This window comes from Streptomyces sp. NPDC046308, assembly GCF_055588065.1.
In genome coordinates, this window is sequence record NZ_JBVJFB010000003.1 from 125200 (window position 1) to 142510 (window position 17311).

General features: G+C 72.2%; 12 protein-coding genes. 4 read left to right on the forward strand and 8 right to left on the reverse strand.

Annotation, left to right across the window (positions count from 1 at the left end):
* The first annotated feature begins 69 nt into the window (after positions 1 to 69).
* Positions 70 to 747: a methyltransferase type 11 gene (locus ACZ6JT_RS14420; protein ID WP_469209841.1), complete on the forward strand. Its 678-nt coding sequence runs from the start codon at positions 70 to 72 to the stop codon at positions 745 to 747.
* 25 nt (positions 748 to 772) lie between these two features.
* On the opposite strand, the gene ftsH is transcribed toward ACZ6JT_RS14420, so the two are convergent.
* The 6 genes from ftsH to nsdA all read right to left on the reverse strand — a co-directional run bounded on the left by ftsH (position 773) and on the right by nsdA (position 10609).
* Entirely contained in the window at positions 773 to 2746 is a 1974-nt protein-coding gene (gene ftsH, locus ACZ6JT_RS14425) for an ATP-dependent zinc metalloprotease FtsH (RefSeq protein WP_469209842.1), read from the reverse strand.
* A gap of 92 nt (positions 2747 to 2838) precedes the next feature.
* Positions 2839 to 4413 carry a signal recognition particle protein gene (ffh, locus tag ACZ6JT_RS14430; protein ID WP_469209844.1) on the reverse strand — a complete coding sequence of 525 codons (1575 nt, stop codon included), beginning with the start codon at positions 4411 to 4413 and terminating at the stop codon, positions 2839 to 2841.
* Positions 4414 to 4700: 287 nt separating this feature from the next.
* Positions 4701 to 7130 (reverse strand): [protein-PII] uridylyltransferase, encoded by a 2430-nt coding sequence (locus ACZ6JT_RS14435; RefSeq protein ID WP_469209846.1) that lies wholly within the window; start codon positions 7128 to 7130, stop codon positions 4701 to 4703.
* Between the two features lie 17 nt (positions 7131 to 7147).
* Positions 7148 to 7486 carry a P-II family nitrogen regulator gene (locus ACZ6JT_RS14440; protein WP_030708521.1) on the reverse strand — a complete coding sequence of 113 codons (339 nt, stop codon included), beginning with the start codon at positions 7484 to 7486 and terminating at the stop codon, positions 7148 to 7150.
* A complete protein-coding gene (locus tag ACZ6JT_RS14445; protein ID WP_469209848.1) occupies positions 7483 to 8826 on the reverse strand; it encodes an ammonium transporter in 1344 nt (447 codons plus the stop codon). The genes ACZ6JT_RS14440 and ACZ6JT_RS14445 overlap by 4 nt, the downstream gene beginning before the upstream one ends.
* Positions 8827 to 9118: 292 nt before the next feature.
* On the reverse strand, positions 9119 to 10609 hold the full coding sequence (nsdA, locus tag ACZ6JT_RS14450; RefSeq protein WP_469209850.1) for a transcriptional repressor NsdA: 1491 nt from the start codon (positions 10607 to 10609) through the stop codon (positions 9119 to 9121).
* Positions 10610 to 11027: 418 nt separating this feature from the next.
* On the opposite strand from nsdA, the gene ACZ6JT_RS14455 reads away from it, so the two are divergent.
* The gene (locus tag ACZ6JT_RS14455; protein WP_469209852.1) at positions 11028 to 11696 is read left to right on the forward strand and encodes a bifunctional DNA primase/polymerase; all 669 of its coding nucleotides are present in this window, start codon (positions 11028 to 11030) and stop codon (positions 11694 to 11696) included.
* An 87-nt stretch (positions 11697 to 11783) separates the two neighbouring features.
* On the opposite strand, the gene ftsY is transcribed toward ACZ6JT_RS14455, so the two are convergent.
* Positions 11784 to 12998 (reverse strand): signal recognition particle-docking protein FtsY, encoded by a 1215-nt coding sequence (gene ftsY, locus ACZ6JT_RS14460; protein WP_469209854.1) that lies wholly within the window; start codon positions 12996 to 12998, stop codon positions 11784 to 11786.
* A gap of 142 nt (positions 12999 to 13140) precedes the next feature.
* Between ftsY and ACZ6JT_RS14465 the strand changes: the two genes are divergently transcribed.
* On the forward strand, positions 13141 to 14616 hold the full coding sequence (locus ACZ6JT_RS14465; protein ID WP_469209856.1) for a cytosine permease: 1476 nt from the start codon (positions 13141 to 13143) through the stop codon (positions 14614 to 14616).
* A gap of 63 nt (positions 14617 to 14679) precedes the next feature.
* Positions 14680 to 15666 carry an LLM class flavin-dependent oxidoreductase gene (locus tag ACZ6JT_RS14470; protein WP_469209858.1) on the forward strand — a complete coding sequence of 329 codons (987 nt, stop codon included), beginning with the start codon at positions 14680 to 14682 and terminating at the stop codon, positions 15664 to 15666.
* A gap of 41 nt (positions 15667 to 15707) precedes the next feature.
* Here the strand turns inward: ACZ6JT_RS14470 and ACZ6JT_RS14475 are convergent, their stop codons facing one another.
* Positions 15708 to 17138: a sugar porter family MFS transporter gene (locus ACZ6JT_RS14475; RefSeq protein ID WP_469209860.1), complete on the reverse strand. Its 1431-nt coding sequence runs from the start codon at positions 17136 to 17138 to the stop codon at positions 15708 to 15710.
* Positions 17139 to 17311 lie beyond the last annotated feature (173 nt).

Below are 17311 nucleotides of genomic sequence, written 5' to 3' on the forward strand. Positions count from 1 at the left end.
CGGGCGCGAATGGGGAGTTCTCTGGCAACGGGGGCAAGGGGGCGACACGGAATCAGGAGCGCTCTTTCGATGACACCGACGCCGACGGCGACGCTCGTCGCCCGGGACTGGGCGGAGATCCAGGAACGGATGCTGGTACCGCTGTACGAAGCGGTCTACGACCGACTGGAGGTAGGGCCGGGTGACCGGCTGCTGGGCCTCGGCTGCGGGGCCGGCCTGCCCCTGCTGCTCGCCGCCGGGCGGGGGGCCGTGGCCACGGGCGTGGAGGCGGATCCGGCCCGGCGGGCCCTGGCCCGTGAGCGGCTGCTGGAGGTACTGGCGGCCCCGCCGCCGGCGCCGCGCCCGTACGACGCCCTGCTGGCCTTCTCGCCGTCCCCGGGGGAGCTGGCCGCGGCCCTGCCCGCGGTGCGCCGCGGCGGGGCGGTGGTGCTGGCCGACTGGGGCCCGGCGGAACGCTGCACGGTGCCCGCGGTCCTGGGGGGCGGGCCCTCGCCCCGCGACCTGGACGCGCTGGTGGAACGGGCCGGGCTCACACCGGACGGCTCGGGGCGGGTGTTCTGCCCGTTCGGGTACGCGGACGTGGACAGCGCGGTGCGCGGGCTGGTGTCCACGGGGCTCTACGACGGCGCGGCCGACCCCGCGCTGGCGGAGAAGGAGCTGGCCGAGGCGCTTCACCCGTTCGAGCGGTCCGACGGCGCCGTGTGGCTGCCGAACATCTTCCGGTACGTGATCGCCCGGACGGGCTGATTCCTGCGGCTTGGGCGGCCGTCCGTCAGTCGGCGTCGTGGGCCTTCGTCAGGCGCGTGATCCCGGCGGCGGCGTAGGCGGCCGCCTCGTCCAGCGTCTCGTTGGCGAGCAGGGCCTCGGCCAGCGCGTCGAGCTGCGGCCGGTGTTCGCGCAGCAGGCGGCAGGCGTCCATGTAGCACTCGTCGACGATCCGCCGCATCTCGTGGTCGACCGCGTCGAGGGTGGCGGGGGCGGCGGACAGGCCGTACGGGCCGCCTCCGTCGGAGGGGATGGCGGTGAGCTTGCCGACGCGGTCGCTCATGCCCCAGCGGCCGACCATGCCGCGGACGATGTTGGTGACCTGTTCGAGGTCGTTCTCGGCGCCGGTGGTGATGACGTCGTAGACGACGTGTTCGGCGGCCATGCCGCCGAGCGCCCCGATGATGCGGCCGCGCAGGTACTCCTCGGTGTACGCGTACCGGTCGGCGTCCGGGGTGGAGAGGGTGACGCCGAGGGCGCGGCCGCGGGGCACGATCGTGATCTTGCGGACCGGGTCGGCGCCCGGCTGGAGCATGCCCAGCAGGGCGTGGCCGCTCTCGTGGTACGCGGTGCGGCGGCGCTCCTCCAGCGGCATCACCAGGGACCGCTCCGCGCCGAGCTGGACCTTCTCCAGGGCGTCGGAGAGGTCGGACTGGGTGACCTGGTCCTGCCGGCGCTTCACGGCGAGCAGCGCGGCCTCGTTGGCGAGGTTGGCCAGTTCGGCGCCGGTCATTCCGGGGGTGGTACGGGCGACCTGGGCGAGGTCGACGCTCGGGGCGAGCGGGATGTCCCGGGTGTGGATGCGCAGGATGGCCTCGCGGCCGCCCCGGTCGGGCGGGGAGACGGCCACCGTGCGGTCGAAGCGGCCGGGCCGGGTCAGGGCGGGGTCGAGGACGTCGGCCCGGTTGGTGGCGGCGAGGACGACCACTCCCTCCGAGCCGGAGAAGCCGTCCATCTCGGTGAGGATCTGGTTGAGGGTCTGTTCGCGTTCGTCGTGGCCGCCCATGGCCGCGCCGCCGCCGCGCACCCGGCCGATGGTGTCGATCTCGTCGATGAAGATGATCGCGGGGGCCACCTTGCGCGCCTCGGTGAAGAGCTCGCGGACGCGGGAGGCGCCGACGCCGACGATCATCTCGATGAACTCGGAGGCGGAGGCGGAGAAGAACGGCACCCCGGCCTCGCCCGCGACCGCGCGCGCCAGCAGGGTCTTGCCGGTGCCGGGCGGCCCGGCCAGGAGGACGCCGCCGGGCATCCGGGCGCCCAGCTTCCGGTAGGCCTGCGGGTTCTTGAGGAAGTCGACGACGTCGTTGAGTTCGCCCTCGACCTCGTCGATGCCGGCGACGTCCTCGAAGGTGGTGCGCTTGTCGCCCGTCTCCAGCTCCACCGGTTTGGGCGGGGCCTTGCGCCCGAGGGCGCCCATGCCGCCCATCCCCGATCCCATCCGGCGGGCGATGACCACCCACAGCAGGACCAGCAGGAGCATCGGGGCGAGGGAGAGCAGCAGGTTGGCGAGGAAGCTGCGCTGTACGACGACCGGGGAGGCCGTCACGGTCACGTTCTGCTTGGTGAGGTTGGCCCAGAGGTCGTCGTCGGCGAAGGCCGGGCGCTGGGTGACGAATCTGGTGTAGTCGCCCTTGTCCCCGTCGGGCAGCGGCTGCCCGGCCTTCAGCTCGCCCTGGATCGCGTCGCCCTTGGAGTAGATCTTCGAGACGTTGCTGCTGGTCACCTGTTTGCTGAACTCGGTGTACGAGATCGTCGGCTCGTCCCCCTCGTTGAAGAAGGACAGCACGAGGTTGGTCACCAGGTAGACGATCAGTGCGGCGAGGATCAGCCCCCTCCAGCCACCCGGCATCCGTTTCCTCGGCGGAGGCGTGGGCGGGGCGCCTTCCGAGCGCCAGGGCGTGTCGGCCCGGTCGCGGGGAGGTACGGGGGTGGGGCTGGGCACGGGGCGCCTCCTTCTGCCATCCTCCCGGCTGACCATAAGCGACAAATCGACCCGTTGCCCCGCAGAGCGCGGAGGGCCCCGGCCGTGGGATCACGACCGGGGCCCTCCGCTGTGCGCCTGCGCGCGTCCTACTTCATGAACTTCTTGAACTCGTCCGGAAGGTCGAAGTCCTGACCCGGCTGGCCGCCGCCGGCGGGAAGGCCGAAGGGGCTGCCGCCGGCCGCGGGCTCGATCGCCTGCGGGCCCTGCTCGCGGCGGGCCGCTGCCGCGGCCTCCTCTTCCTTGCGCTTCATCGGGTTGCCGCTCTTGCGCTTGCCCTTGGCCTGCTTGACCTGCTTCTTCTGCCGGCCGGGGCCGCCGCCCATCCCGGGGATGCCGGGCATGCCCGGCATCCCGCCGCCCTGGGCCATGCGGGACATCATCTTGCGGGCGTCGAAGAACCGCTCGACGAGCGACTTGACGGCGCTGACCTCGGTGCCGGAACCCTTGGCGATACGGGCTCGGCGCGAGCCGTTGATGATCGTCGGGTCCTGGCGCTCGGCCGGGGTCATCGACTTGATGATCGCGGCGGTGCGGTCCACGTCGCGCTCGTCGATGTTGTTGATCTGGTCCTTGATCTGACCCATGCCGGGCAGCATGCCGAGCAGCTTGGAGATGGAGCCCATCTTGCGGACCTGCTCCATCTGGGCCAGGAAGTCGTCGAGCGTGAACTCCTTGGGACCCTTGGCGAGCTTGGCCGCCATCTTCTCGGCCTCGGCCTGCGAGAAGGTCTTCTCGGCCTGCTCGATGAGGGTGAGCATGTCACCCATGTCGAGGATCCGGCCCGCCATGCGGTCCGGGTGGAAGGCGTCGAACTCGTCGAGCTTCTCGCCGTTCGAGGCGAACATGATCTGCTTGCCGGTGACGTGCGCGATGGAGAGCGCGGCACCACCGCGGGCGTCGCCGTCGAGCTTCGAGAGCACGACGCCGTCGAAGCCGACGCCGTCGCGGAAGGCCTCGGCGGTGTTGACCGCGTCCTGACCGATCATGGCGTCGACGACGAAGAGGATCTCGTCGGGGCTGACGGCGTCGCGGATGTCCGCGGCCTGCTGCATCAGCTCCTGGTCGATGCCGAGGCGGCCGGCGGTGTCGACGATGACGATGTCGTACTGCTTGGTCCGCGCGTACTCGACGGAGTCCTTGGCGACCTGGACCGGGTCGCCGACGCCGTTGCCCGGCTGCGGGCCGTAGAAGGCCACGCCGGCGCGGTCGGCGACGACGGAGAGCTGGTTGACGGCGTTGGGACGCTGGAGGTCGCAGGCGACGAGGAGCGGGGTGTGGCCCTGCCCCTTGAGCCAGAGGCCGAGCTTTCCGGCGAGGGTGGTCTTACCGGCACCCTGGAGACCGGCCAACATGATCACGGTGGGCGCGGTCTTGGCGAAGCGCAGCCGCCGGGTCTCGCCGCCGAGAATCGTGACGAGCTCGTCGTTGACGATCTTCAGGACCTGCTGGCCGGGGTTCAGCGCCTTGCTGACCTCCTCGCCGCGGGCCCTTTCCTTGACGTTCGCGATGAAGGAGCGGACGACCGGGAGGGCGACGTCGGCCTCGAGGAGGGCGATACGGATTTCCCGGGCCGCGGAGTCGATGTCAGCCTCGGACAGCCGGCCTTTGCCGCGCAGGCCCTTGAAGGTATTCGCCAAGCGGTCGGAGAGCGTATCGAACACGGTGGTCGCGATTCCTCGGGTCGGGGGCGTTGTGGTCGTCCCCCAGGGTATCCGGCCGTACCACGTGGTGGGCCCGGCGGTCCTGTCCGGTCTCCGCCGGGGCCGTGCCGGGGCCGTCGGCGGGGCCGGATGTGGCTGATGCCGCCCGTCCCGCGCGGCTCGGGAACGGCGGCTCCGCCCCGTACCCCGCTCCTCGGACGCCGCAGGGGCTGAAATTCCCCCTCTGCGGGGCCGGAACTCCGGCCCCGCCGAGGGGGAACGGCACCGCGCAGCGGCCCCCACCGGGCTTACGTCAGCGCCGACTCCACCAGCCCCGCCAGGGCGGTCGCGGCCGCGGGGTCCAGGGGTTTTCCCTCGGGCGTGGTGACGTACAGGGTGTCCACGGCGTTGGCGCCCAGTGTGGAGACGTGCGCGCTGCGGACCCGGACGCCCTGGGACTCCAGTGCCCGCCCGATCCGGTGGAGCAAGCCGACCGCGTCGGGGGCCCGCACTTCCAGGACCGTGGCCAGCGAGGAGACCTCCGGGATGACCGTGACCCGCGGCGGCGGCGGGACCACCCCGCGCCGGCGCGGGTACGCCGCCTCGCGGTCCGCCAGCTTCGCCGGGACGTCCAGCGAGCCGTCCAGGGCCCGGACGAGGTCGCTGCGCAGCCGCGCGGCCTCGGGCAGCGCGCCGTACTCCGCCGCGACCCGCCACCGCAGCACCAGGACCTCGCCCAGCCGGTCCGGGAGCTCCATGGAGCGCAGGTCCGCCGCCCGTACGGTGAGCCGGTGCAGGGCCAGCACCCCGGCGACCGCCGGGAGGACCCCGGGCTGGTCGGGCACGGCCACGACCAGTTCCCCGCCGACCGCGTCCACCTCCTCCTGCCGCACGTGGAGCGCGAGCACCGGCTCCCGGGTGCGCAGGGCCTCGACCGCCAGGCGTTCCTGTTCCGTGGTCGGGATCTCCGCCTCCCGCACCGCCGGGGCCGTGCCGCGCAGCACGGAAGCGACCCGCGCGACGAGGTCGGCCACCAGCGAGCCCCGCCACGCGCTCCACGCCGCGGGCCCGGTGGCCAGGGCGTCCGCCTCCGTCAGGGCGTGCAGTATCTCCAGCGTGCCCACCGACCCGACGGCCTCGGCGACCGAGCGGACGGTGGCCGGGTCGTCCAGGTCGCGCCGGGTCGCGGTGTCGATCAGCAGCAGGTGGTGCCGTACGAGCACCCCCAGCACGGCGGTGTCCTGCGCGTCGAAGCCCACGCGGGCGGCGACGTCACGGGCGATCGTCTCGCCGGCCACCGAGTGGTCGCCCGGCCAGCCCTTGCCGATGTCGTGCAGGAGGGCCGCCATCAGCAGCAGGTCGGGGCGGCCGACCCGGCGGGTGAGGGCCGCGGCCCGCACCGCCGTCTCGATGAGGTGGCGGTCGACCGTCCAGGTGTGGACGGGGTTGCGCTGCGGGCGGCACCGCACCCGCTCCCAGTCCGGGAGCAGCCGTGTGATCAGTCCTTCCGCCTCCAGCGCCTCCCACACGGCGACCGTGGGTTCCCCCGCTCCGAGCAGGGTCACCAGCTGCTCGCGCGCCTCGGCCGGCCAGGGCACCGGGAGCGGTTTGGCCTGCGCCGCGAGCCTGCGTACGGCGTGCAGCGATACGGGAAGACCCGCCTGCGCGGCGGCCGCCGCGAACCGCAGCGGCAGGACGGGATCGCGGTCGGGGCGGGCCGCGAGGGCCAGTACGGCCTCCCCGTCGGACTCCACCACGCCCTCGGCCAGCGGTGCCCGCGCGGCGGCCGCGGCGGCCCGGGCGCCCAGCAGACCGCGCAGCCGAGGACGGGCGGCGCGGGCCCGCAGCACCCGCCCGACCTCCCGCCAGGTCACGTCACCGGCGTACGCGACGATCCGCGCGGCCTCGTACACCTCGCGGAGCAGCGCGTCCGCGTCGAGCAGCCCGAGCTGCGCCGCGACCTGGTCCTGTTCCTGGAGCGAGAGCCGGTCGGTGGCCCGGCCGGTCACCAGGTGGAGGGCGTCCCGCGCGTTGAGGAGCCGCCGCCGGGCCTCGGCGAGGCCGTCGCGCGGGGCGTCGGCGAGCCAGGAGGCCGCGACGGCCCGCAGCGCGGTGACGTCGCGGAGCCCGCCGCGGGCCTCCTTGAGGTCGGGTTCGAGCAGGAAGCGGAGCTCTCCGGCGCGCTCGGCCCGCTCACGGCACAGGGCGTGCAGTTGCGGGAGCCGTTTGGCGGCCTGGTTGCGCCAGTCGGCCAGGACGGAGGTCCGCAGTCCGGCGAGGAGTCCGGCGTCGCCGGCGACGGTCCGGGCGTCGAGCAGGCCGAGCTGGACCTTGAGGTCCTCGGCGGCGGTTTTGCGTGCCTCGCCGGGGGTCCGCACCGAGTGGTCGAGGGCGAGGCCGAGGTCCCACACCGGATACCAGACGCGGTCGGCCAGCGCGCTCAGCGCCCGCGGTTCCGCCTTGCCGTCGTGCAGCAGCACCAGGTCGAGGTCGCTGCGCGGGGAGAGTTCGGCCCGCCCGTAGCCGCCGACGGCGACCAGGGTGGCGCCGCGGACGCCGGTCTCCCGTACGGCGGTCGTGAACAGGGCGTTCAGCCAGTCGTCGGTCAGCCCGGCGAGGGCGGAACGCCGCGAGGGCCCGGACCGCGACTCCTCCTGGAGGAGTCGCAGCCGGGCCGCGGCGTATCCGCTGGGTCCCGAGTCGGCCGTGTTGTCCGTGGTCTCTTCGACGCTCGTCACCCGGGAGCTCCCGTCACCTAGAGCGCGTCAGCGCCGCGCTCGCCGGTGCGGACCCGTACGACGGAGTCCACGGGGACGCTCCACACCTTGCCGTCACCGATCTTGCCGGTGGCCGCCGCGCTCACGATGACGCGGATCAGTTCCTCGGCGTCGGAGTCGTCGACCAGCACCTCGATGCGGATCTTGGGGACGAGGTCGACCTGGTACTCGGCACCGCGGTAGACCTCGGTGTGGCCGCGCTGGCGGCCGTAGCCGCTGGCCTCGGTGACCGTGAGGCCCTGCACTCCGAAGGTCTGGAGGGCTTCCTTGATCTCGTCCAGCTTGTGCGGCTTGACGATCGCGGTGATCAGCTTCATGCGTCAACCTTCTTGCTCGCGGCGGAGGGGGTGGGTGCGGCGGTGCTGCGCGAGGCCGCGCCGCCACCGGCTCCGCTGAAGTCGTAGGCGGTCTCGGCGTGCTCGGCCTGGTCGATGCCGGCGACCTCGACGTCCTCGCTGACCCGCATCCCGATCGTCTTGTCGAGGAGGAAGGCGAGCAGCGCGGACGCCACCAGAGAGTAGGCGAGGACGGAGAAGACCCCGATGGCCTGCTTGCCGAGCTGTTCGAAGCCGCCGCCGTAGAAGAGGCCCGCCACGTCGGACTGGACCCCGCCGGTGGCGAAGAGGCCGACGAGGAGGGAGCCGACGACACCGCCGACGAGGTGGACGCCGACCACGTCGAGGGAGTCGTCGTAGCCGAACCTGTACTTGAGGCCGACCGCCATGGCGCAGAGCACACCGGCGATGGCGCCGACCGCGATGGCGCCGAGCGGGCTGACCGCACCGCCGGAGGGGGTGATGGCGACGAGGCCGGCGACCGCGCCGGAGGCGGCGCCGAGGGTGGTGAAGGAGCCGTGGCGCAGCTTCTCGTAGCCGAGCCAGGCGAGCATGGCGGCGGCGGTGGCGACCTGGGTGTTCACGAACATGACCGCGCCGACGCCGTCGTCGTTGCCGAGCCAGGAGCCCGCGTTGAAGCCGAACCAGCCGAACCAGAGCAGACCGGCGCCGAGCATCACGAGGGGCAGGCTGTGCGGGCGCATCGGGTCCTTCTTGAAGCCGACGCGCTTGCCGATGACCAGGATCACGCCGAGGGCGGCGGCGCCGGCGTTGATGTGGACGGCCGTGCCGCCCGCGAAGTCGATGACGCCGAGCTCGAAGAGCCAGCCGCCCGCGCCCCATACCCAGTGGGCGACGGGGAAGTAGACGACGGTGACCCACAGGACGGTGAACAGGGCCCAGGCGCTGAACTTCACGCGGTCCGCGAGGGCGCCGCTGATCAGGGCCGGGGTGATGACGGCGAACATCAGCTGGAAGACGGCGAAGACGTAGACCGGGATGGTGTAGCCGTCCCACAGCTCGGTGATCCCGATGCCGCTGAGGCCCACGTAGTCGGAGGTCCAGCCGATGAGGGAGCCGGAGTCGGTGCCGAAGGCGAGGCTGAAGCCGTAGAGCACCCAGAGGATCGTGACGATCCCCAGGCTGATGAAGCTCATCATCAGCATGTTGAGGCTGCTCTTGACGCGGACCATGCCTCCGTAGAAGAAGGCGAGTCCCGGGGTCATCAGCATGACCAGGGCGGAGCAGATGAGCATGAACCCGGTGTTCGCGGCAGACAGCGTCGGGGCGTCTGCCGCGAGGGTCGTGATGGCTGATGCCATCGGCGTCTCCTCGTCGTCGGTACGTTCGCGTGCGGGCGATCGTGAAAACCTGAGCGGCGGCATTGGGAACTGGCCGGTTATTGGCCATGAGATTCGCGCAGGCCGGTTTCCGGCGGCGCCGCTGGGTGTTTCGCGCCGATGACGAAGAGGTCGGGCGTGTTACGCGTCCATGAACTGTGCGGGTGGTGCGGCCGGCCGCGGCGGTGACCCGGACGTCCTGGCTGGGGGAGCCTGATCGGGCTTCACGGGGTGACTGCCGCGGCCGGGGCCTGAGGGGCGGCCGCCGGGGCCGTCAGACGGCCTCCGCGGCTTCGGGGAGCCGGGAGGCGAGGTGGTCGGTGAGCCGGACGATCTCGGCCACGTCACCGTACTCACGGGCGGCGCTGTCGACGGTCTTGCGCAGGCGCGTGTTCACCCGTTCGGACCGCACCTTTCCCGCCACGTCGAGGGCCCGGTCCACGAGGGCCGCGGCCTGCTCCGGCTCGCGCTGGAGCAGGTGGACGGTGGCCATGCCGATGAGGTTGAGGGCGTAGGAGCGCTGGTGCTCCTCGTCCTTCTCGAAGAGCTCGACGGCCCGCTCCATGACGGGCTCCGCGAGGGAGGCGTACATGGGGCTGCGGCCGGCCACGTAAGCCAGGTCCCGGTACGAGTGGGAGTTCTCGCCGTTCAGCTCGGCCTCGGAGAAGAAGCGGATCCAGTCGGGCTCGGGCTCGCCGCCGAAGGCGACGTCGGAGAAGGTGTCCTCGGCCATCCGCACGGCCCGCTTGCAGCGGCTGGGCTGGCCCATGTTGGCGTACGCGCGGGCCTCCATCGCATACAGCATGGCCTGGGTGCGCGGGCCGGCGCAGTCGCGGCTGCCGTACTGCGCGAGGTGGACGAGTTCGAGGGCGTCCTCGGGGCGGCCCAGGTGGATCATCTGGCGGCTCATGCCGGAGAGGATGTACGAGCCGAGCGGCTTGTCGCCGGCCTCCTTGGCGGCGTGCAGGGCGAGGACGAAGTACTTCTGCGCGGTGGGGTGCAGGCCGATGTCGTAGCTCATCCAGCCGGCCAGTTCGGCCAGCTCGGCGGCGACCTTGAAGAGCCGCTTCATGACCGGGGCGGGGTGGTTCTCCTGGAGCAGGTCGGTGACCTCGTGGAGCTGGCCGACGACGGCCTTGCGGCGCAGCCCGCCCCCGCACTGGGCGTCCCACTGGCGGAACATGACGGTGGTGGCGTCGAGGAGGTCGAGTTCCGGTTCGGAGAGCCGGGGCGGGCGGTGGCCGCCGAGGGCCCCCGTCGGCGCCGCCGTGCGCGGTCCCGGGTCGGCGGCCGGGACCGGTACGAGCCAGCGCTGCATGGGCTCGATGAGGGCGGGGCCGGCGGAGAGGGCGAGCGAGGTCCCGAGGAAGCCGCGGCGGGCCAGCATGAGGTCGCTGCGGGAGAACTCGCCGAGCAGCTCGACGGTCTGCGGGCCGGCCCAGGGCAGGTCGACCCCGGAGACGGAGGGGGTCTGGTGGGCGGTGCGCAGGCCGAGCTGCTCGATGGCGACGACGGAGCCGAAGCGCTCGGAGAACAGCTCGGACAGGATCCGCGGGACGGGCTCGCGGGGCTGTTCGCCGTCCAGCCAGCGGCGCACCCGGGAGGTGTCCGTGCTGATGTGGTGGGCGCCCATCTGACGGGCCCGGCGGTTGACCTGCCGGGCGAGTTCGCCCTTGGACCAGCCGCTGCGGACGAACCACGAGGTCAGCTGGTCGTTGCGCGCAGCAGCGTCCTCGATCGTTCCGCTTGCGCCGTTGCCGCTCACTGGAACGCCCCCATCCGCTCAACCTCTTCCACACGAAACCCTGGCCGGGGCGCAGGGCGCCGCCACGGACCTTCACAGGTCCTTCACACATTGCCTCCGGCATACCCACGGACGGGCCTGCCTTTGGGGTTCGTGTACCGAAAGTAATCCTACGATCACCCCTGCCGCGAGGTCGATTCCAGAAACGCCACCATTCGCCACCCCTTCGAATGAACTCGCCACCGGCCAGGCGCGATTCACTTGACACCGAGGTGAAACGGCTCGGTTGGACTGGAGTGCGCCAGGGGCGCGCGCGGCGAGGAGTGCGCCGGGCAGCCCTGGAGGGCACCCCGTGGCGGACGGCGGTCCGCGTGGCCGGCGTCGTCGTCACCGGCGTCGTAACCACCGGCGCGTCCGACCCGTTGGAGGGGGCATGGGCATGGGCTTCACGATCGGCGGCAGCCGCGGCACCAGGGAGTTCCGTTCCGGCACCCGGCGCCGGGGCCGGACCTCGGAGTGCACGGCGGTGGCGGAGTACACCGGGCTGTGGGGCTGGGACGTGGTCCCCGGCGCCCGCGCCGCGGCGCCCGCCCGCGACTGTTCCTGCGGGGACGCGCAGTGCGTCTCCCCCGGGGCGCATCCGCTCCCCTTCGCACCCACGGTCAAGGCCGGGGCCACCCTCGACGAGGTCACCGAGGCCTGGGGCGACTACCCGGGCGCCGCGGTGCTGCTCCCCGTGGGCCGCGCCTTCGACGTCATCGAGGTCTGTGAGGAGGCCGGGCGGCGGGCACTGGTGCGGCTGGAGCGGATGGGGCTGCCGCTGGGCCCGGTGATCGTGACCGCGGACGGCCGGGCGCAGTTCTTCGTGGCCCCGGGGGCGGCGGCCGAGCTGCCCCAGCTGCTGTACCGGATGGGCTGGGACGACGCCGACCTCGACCTGCGGGCCCTCGGTCTCGGGGCCTACGTGACGGCCCCGCCCTCGGACCGGGCCGGGCTCGGCCAGGTCGGCTGGCTGCGGCCGCCCGCGCTGGACTGCGCCGGGGGCCCGCCGCAGGCCCGGCTGCTGCTGGGCACCCTCGCCTACATCAGCCACCGCTCGCGCCCGTAGCCACGCCCGCGCCCGCGCCCCGTACGCGACGGTGCCCCCGCGTTCCGGCCGGAACGCGGGGGCAGCCGTGGTGTGGGGAGAGCGCGCTCAGTCTCCGATGAGGGCGTCGACGAACGCCTCCGGCTCGAAGGGGGCCAGGTCGTCGGCGCCCTCGCCGAGTCCGATGAGCTTGACCGGGACGCCCAGTTCCCGCTGGACGGCGACGACGATGCCGCCCTTGGCGGTGCCGTCGAGCTTGGTCAGCACGATGCCGGTGATGTCCACGACCTCGGCGAAGACGCGGGCCTGGGTCAGGCCGTTCTGCCCCGTGGTGGCGTCGAGGACCAGCAGGATCTCGTCCAGCGGGCCGTGCTTCTCGACGACGCGCTTGACCTTGCCGAGCTCGTCCATGAGGCCGGTCTTGGTGTGCAGGCGGCCGGCGGTGTCGATGAGCACCACGTCGGCGCCCTCGGCGATGCCCTCCTTGACCGCGTCGTAGGCGATCGAGGCCGGGTCGCCGCCCTCGGGGCCGCGTACGGTACGGGCGCCGACGCGCTCGCCCCAGGTCTGCAGCTGGTCGGCGGCGGCGGCGCGGAAGGTGTCGGCCGCGCCGAGCACCACGCTGCGGCCGTCGGCGACGAGCACCCGGGCGAGCTTGCCGGTGGTGGTGGTCTTGCCGGTGCCGTTGACGCCGACGACCATGATCACGCCGGGCGTGTCCAGGCCGCTCTCCGTCTTCACGACGCGGTCCAAGTCGGTGCCGACCAGGGTCAGCAGCTCCTCCTTGAGCAGGGCGCGCAGGTCCGCCGGGGTCCGGGTGCCGAGCACCTTGACCCGCTCGCGGAGCCGGTCGACGAGCTCCTGGGTGGGCACGACGCCGACGTCGGCGACGAGGAGGGTCTCCTCGATCTCCTCCCAGGTGTCCTCGTCGAGGTGCTCCCGCGAGAGCAGCGTGAGCAGCCCCTTGCCGAGGGAGTTCTGCGACCGGGCGAGGCGGGCGCGCAGCCGGACCAGGCGGCCGGCGGTGGGCTCGGGCACCTCGATCGCGGGCGCGGCCGGGGCCTCGGGCTCGGCGGCCGGCGCCTCGACCGGGGCCTCGACCTCCGCCTGCGGGAGTCCGACCTCCTCGATCGTGCGGCGCGGCTCTTCCGCCGTCTCTACGGCGTCCTCCCCCACCTGCGGTTCGGCAGGCGGGGCAGTGATGGTCGGCGAGCTGGGCGGTGCCGGGGGCAGCTGCTTCTTCTTGCGGCTGCTGACCACGAGCCCGCTGATCGCGCCGACCGCGACCAGGGCGATGACTACAGCAAGGATGAGGATGTCCATAACCTCACCAGTATCGGCCACGGGCGGCCCGGAGCCCGGACCCCGGGCAGTCAACCGGGACGTAAGCCCCTGTTTGTTGTTTTAGCGGCACATCTACGATGATGGGCGACTTCCCCTCGTCCCTCCCCCACGGAGCAGCCGCATGCCTGCCGAGCCCGCCGAGCCCGCCGACGGCGGAACCGAAACCGCGATGGAGACCCGCGGGCTGGAGCCCGTCCCGGACGGCGAGCGCGGCGGCCGGGTCCGCGATCTCGTCCCCACCTGGGTCGCCGCCAACATCAGCGTGCTGCTGCTGACCATGGGCGCGGGTCTGGTGATCCTCAACAAGCTCAACATCTGGCAGGTGCTCGTCGTAGCGGTCGCCGCGCCGGTCGTCTCGTACGGGATGGTCGGCCTGATATCGATCGCCGGAAAGCGCGGCGGCGCCCCCGGCATGGCCCTCTCGCGGGCCGTGTTCGGGCAGCGCGGCAACCTCTTCCCCGGCGCCCTGATCTGGGTGGCCCGGTGGGGCTGGGAGACGATCAACGCGGTGAGCGGCGCCTACGCCGTATTGACCGTGCTCGACCTGCTCTTCGGGATCAGGAGCAGCACCCCGCTCGTCGTCGTCACCCTGCTGTTCTTCGTGGGCTGCACCTTCGTGGTCTCGGGTCTCGGCATCAAGGCGCTGCGCGTCTGCTCCACCTGGTCGACGTACCTCTTCGGCGCCTTCAGCGTGCTCGTCCTCGGGTACCTGCTGTTCACGACCGACTGGTCCGCCGTCCTCGGCAAGCCGGCCGGCTCCACCGCGATGATGATCGCGGGCATCGGCACCCTCGCGGCGGGCGGCATCAGCTGGGTGCCCTCGGGCCCCGACTTCACCCGCTACCTGCCCCGCACCGCCTCCTCCAAGGGGCTGGTGGGCGCGACGATCGGCGGCGCCGGCGTCGTCGTCCTCCCGATGGTCCTGATGGGCGCGGTCATGGCCGTCGGCACCCCGGACCTGGCCACCGCCCAGGACCCGGTGTCCTTCATCGGCGAGCTGCTCCCGACCTGGATCGCGGTCCCGTACCTGCTCGTCGCGCTCGTCGGGATGCTGCTGATCAACTCGATGTCCATGTACTCGGCCGGCTTCACCGCGCAGACCCTCGGCATCAGGGTCCCGCGCGCGTGGGCGGTCAGCGTCAACGCGGTCATCAGCCTGGTCTTCGGCTTCCTGCTGATGGTGGTCGCGACGAGCTTCTTCGGCTCCTTCATCTCCTTCCTGACGCTGCTGGCCGTGGCCTTCTCGGCGTGGATCGGCGTCTTCGGCGTGGACATGCTGCGGCGGCGGACCTACGACGGGGCCGCGCTGCTGGACACCACGCGGACCAGCGCCTACTGGTACAAGGGCGGTTTCGCCTGGCAGGCCATGACCGCGTGGGCCCTGGCCCTGGTGGTCGGGCTGCTGTTCACCTCGGTGGACTGGTTCAGCGGGCCGCTCGCGACCACCTGGATCGGACGCAACGGCCTCGGCTGGGTGGCCGGCATCGTGACCTCGGGCGTGCTGTACGCCGTCCTGCCGCGCGCGGTTCCCGAGGAGCCGGAGCCCGGGACGTCCGTGGCGGAGGAGCCCGTGCTCGCCGGATCCCTGTCCAACTGACGCTGCGTCAGCTAACGTCCCCCTTCGCCCGCCCACCCACATCCGGCGAAGGGGGACCCCTCCATGCCCATCACCGTGGCCCGGTTCAATCTCGTCGACCCGAACGGCACCCCCGAGTCCCTTTCCGCCCGCTACAAGGCGGCCCTGGAGATGGCCCGGTACGCGGACGACCGCGGGGTCGACACCATCCAGACCGAGGAGCACCACGGCACCGACAACAACTGGCTGCCCTCCCCCTTCGCCTTCGCGGGCGCCGTCTTCGGCGCCACCCGCCGGATCGCCGTCACCGTCTCGGCGATCATCGGGCCGCTGTACGACCCGCTGAAGGTGGCCGAGGACATCGCCGTCCTGGACCTGCTGAGCGGTGGCCGCCTGGTGACGGTCGCGGGCATCGGCTACCGGCCCGCGGAGTACGAGCAGCACGGCGTGGAGTGGGGCCGGCGCGGCAGGCTCCAGGACGAGCTGCTGGAGACCCTGCTGAAGGCGTGGACCGGCGAGCCCTTCGAGTTCCGCGGCCGCACGGTACGGGTCACCCCGGCGCCGTTCACGCGGCCGCACCCGCTGCTGCTGGTCGGCGGCAGCTCCGAGGCGGCGGCCCGCCGCGCGGCCCGGCTGGGGCTGCCGTTCTTCCCCAGCGCGCACCTGCCGGAGCTGGAGGCGTACTACCACGCGAAGCTCGCCGACTACGGCACGGAGGGCTTCTGCATGATGCCGGCGGCCGAGACCCCGCTGCTGCACATCGCGGAGGACCCGGACCGGGTCTGGGCGGAGCACGGCGAGCGCTTCCTGCACGAGGCCGGGATGTACGCCTCCTGGCAGAACAAGGACATCCGCAGCGCCGTACGGTCGGCCGCGCGCTCGGTGGCGGAGCTGCGCGCGGAGGGCGTGTACCGGATCCTCACCCCGGACGAGGCCGTCGCGTACGCCCGGGGCGCGGGCGAGGCGGGGAACCTGGTCCTGCACCCGCTGTGCGGCGGGATGCCGCTCGACGAGGGCTGGCGCAGCCTGCACCTGCTGTGCGAACGGGTACTGCCCCGGCTCAAGGACTGAGCCGGGGCAGTATCGAGGAGAGGGGTGGTGGCGGGGGATGGTTACCCCATCTCCTCCAGCGCCTTGCCCTTGGTCTCCGGCACCCACTTGAGGATGAACGGGATCGAGAGCAGGGCGAAGAACGTGTAGATCACGTACGCGCCGGACAGGTTCCAGTCCGAGAGCGACGGGAACGTGACGGTGATGACCCAGTTGGCGATCCACTGGGCCGCCGCGGCGACACCGAGCGCCGCGGCCCGGATCCGGTTCGGGAACATCTCGCCGAGCAGCACCCAGACCACCACGCCCCAGGAGAGGGCGAAGAAGAGCACGAAGGAGTGCGCGGCGATCAGCGCGATCGTGCCCTGGGTGTCGGGGATGGTGATGTTGTCGCCGCTGCCCTCCTTGTACGAGAACGCCCACGCGCAGACGCCGAGGGAGATCGCCATGCCCGCGGAACCGATGAGGGCGAGCGGCTTGCGACCCAGCCGGTCGACGAGGACCATCGCGATCACCGTGCCGATGATGTTGATGATCGACGTGGTGAAGGAGTAGAAGAACGAGCTGGACGGGTCGATGCCGACGGACTGCCACAGCGAGGAGCTGTAGTAGAAGATCACGTTGATGCCGACGAGCTGCTGGAAGACGGAGAGCCCGATGCCGATCCAGACGATCGGCAGGAAGCCGAAGCGGCCGCCGAGCAGGTCCTTGAAGGTGGACTTCTGCTCGGAGCGCATGGCCCGGTCGATCTCGGCGGCGCGGGCGTCGATGTCGATCTTCGAGCCCTCGACCTCGCGCAGCACCTTCTTGGCCTGCTCGGTGCGCCCGACGGAGATCAGGTAGCGGGGGGACTCCGGGATGACGAAGGACATCAGCCCGTAGATCACGGCCGGGATGACCATGATGCCGAGCATCCACTGCCAGGCCTCCAGGCCGGCGACCTCGCCGCGCTGGTCGCCGTCGGCGATGTTGAGGATGCCCCAGTTGACGAGCTGGGAGACGGCGATGCCGGTGACGATGGCGGCCTGCTGGAAGGAGGCGAGACGGCCGCGGTAGGCGGCCGGGGAGACCTCGGCGATGTAGGCGGGGCCGATGACGGAGGCCATGCCGATGCCGAAGCCGCCGATGACGCGCCACATGGCCAGGTCCCACAGGGCGAAGGGGAGGGCCGAACCGATGGCGCTCGCGGTGAAGAGGAGGGCGGCGATCTGCATGCAGCGGATTCGGCCGATCCGGTCAGCGATGCGGCCGGCGGTGGCGGCGCCGAGCGCGCAGCCGATCAGGGCGGCGGCGATCACCTGGGCGAGCGCCGCGGACCCGACGTCGAACCGTTCGCGGATGGCGACGACCGCGCCGTTGATGACGGAGCTGTCGTAGCCGAAGAGGAAACCGCCCATCGCCGCGGCCGCGGCGATGAAGACGACGCGCCCGAGGTGGTCGGGGCGTGCCTCCCGGCCACTGCCGGACGCGGGTGCGTTCGCTGTGCTGGTCAAGGTGTGCTCCTGGGCCCGACGCCGACGGCGGGCGGTGTGGGGGTGTACGTCGGTACGCGTGTTCCTCCAGTGGCGCACAGCAAACTGCTCACCACCACCTGAACGTCGGACACGGCAAGCAGAGCTTATGGCTTCACTTTCTGAAGTCAATAGCCGACGAAAAACCGCCAAGC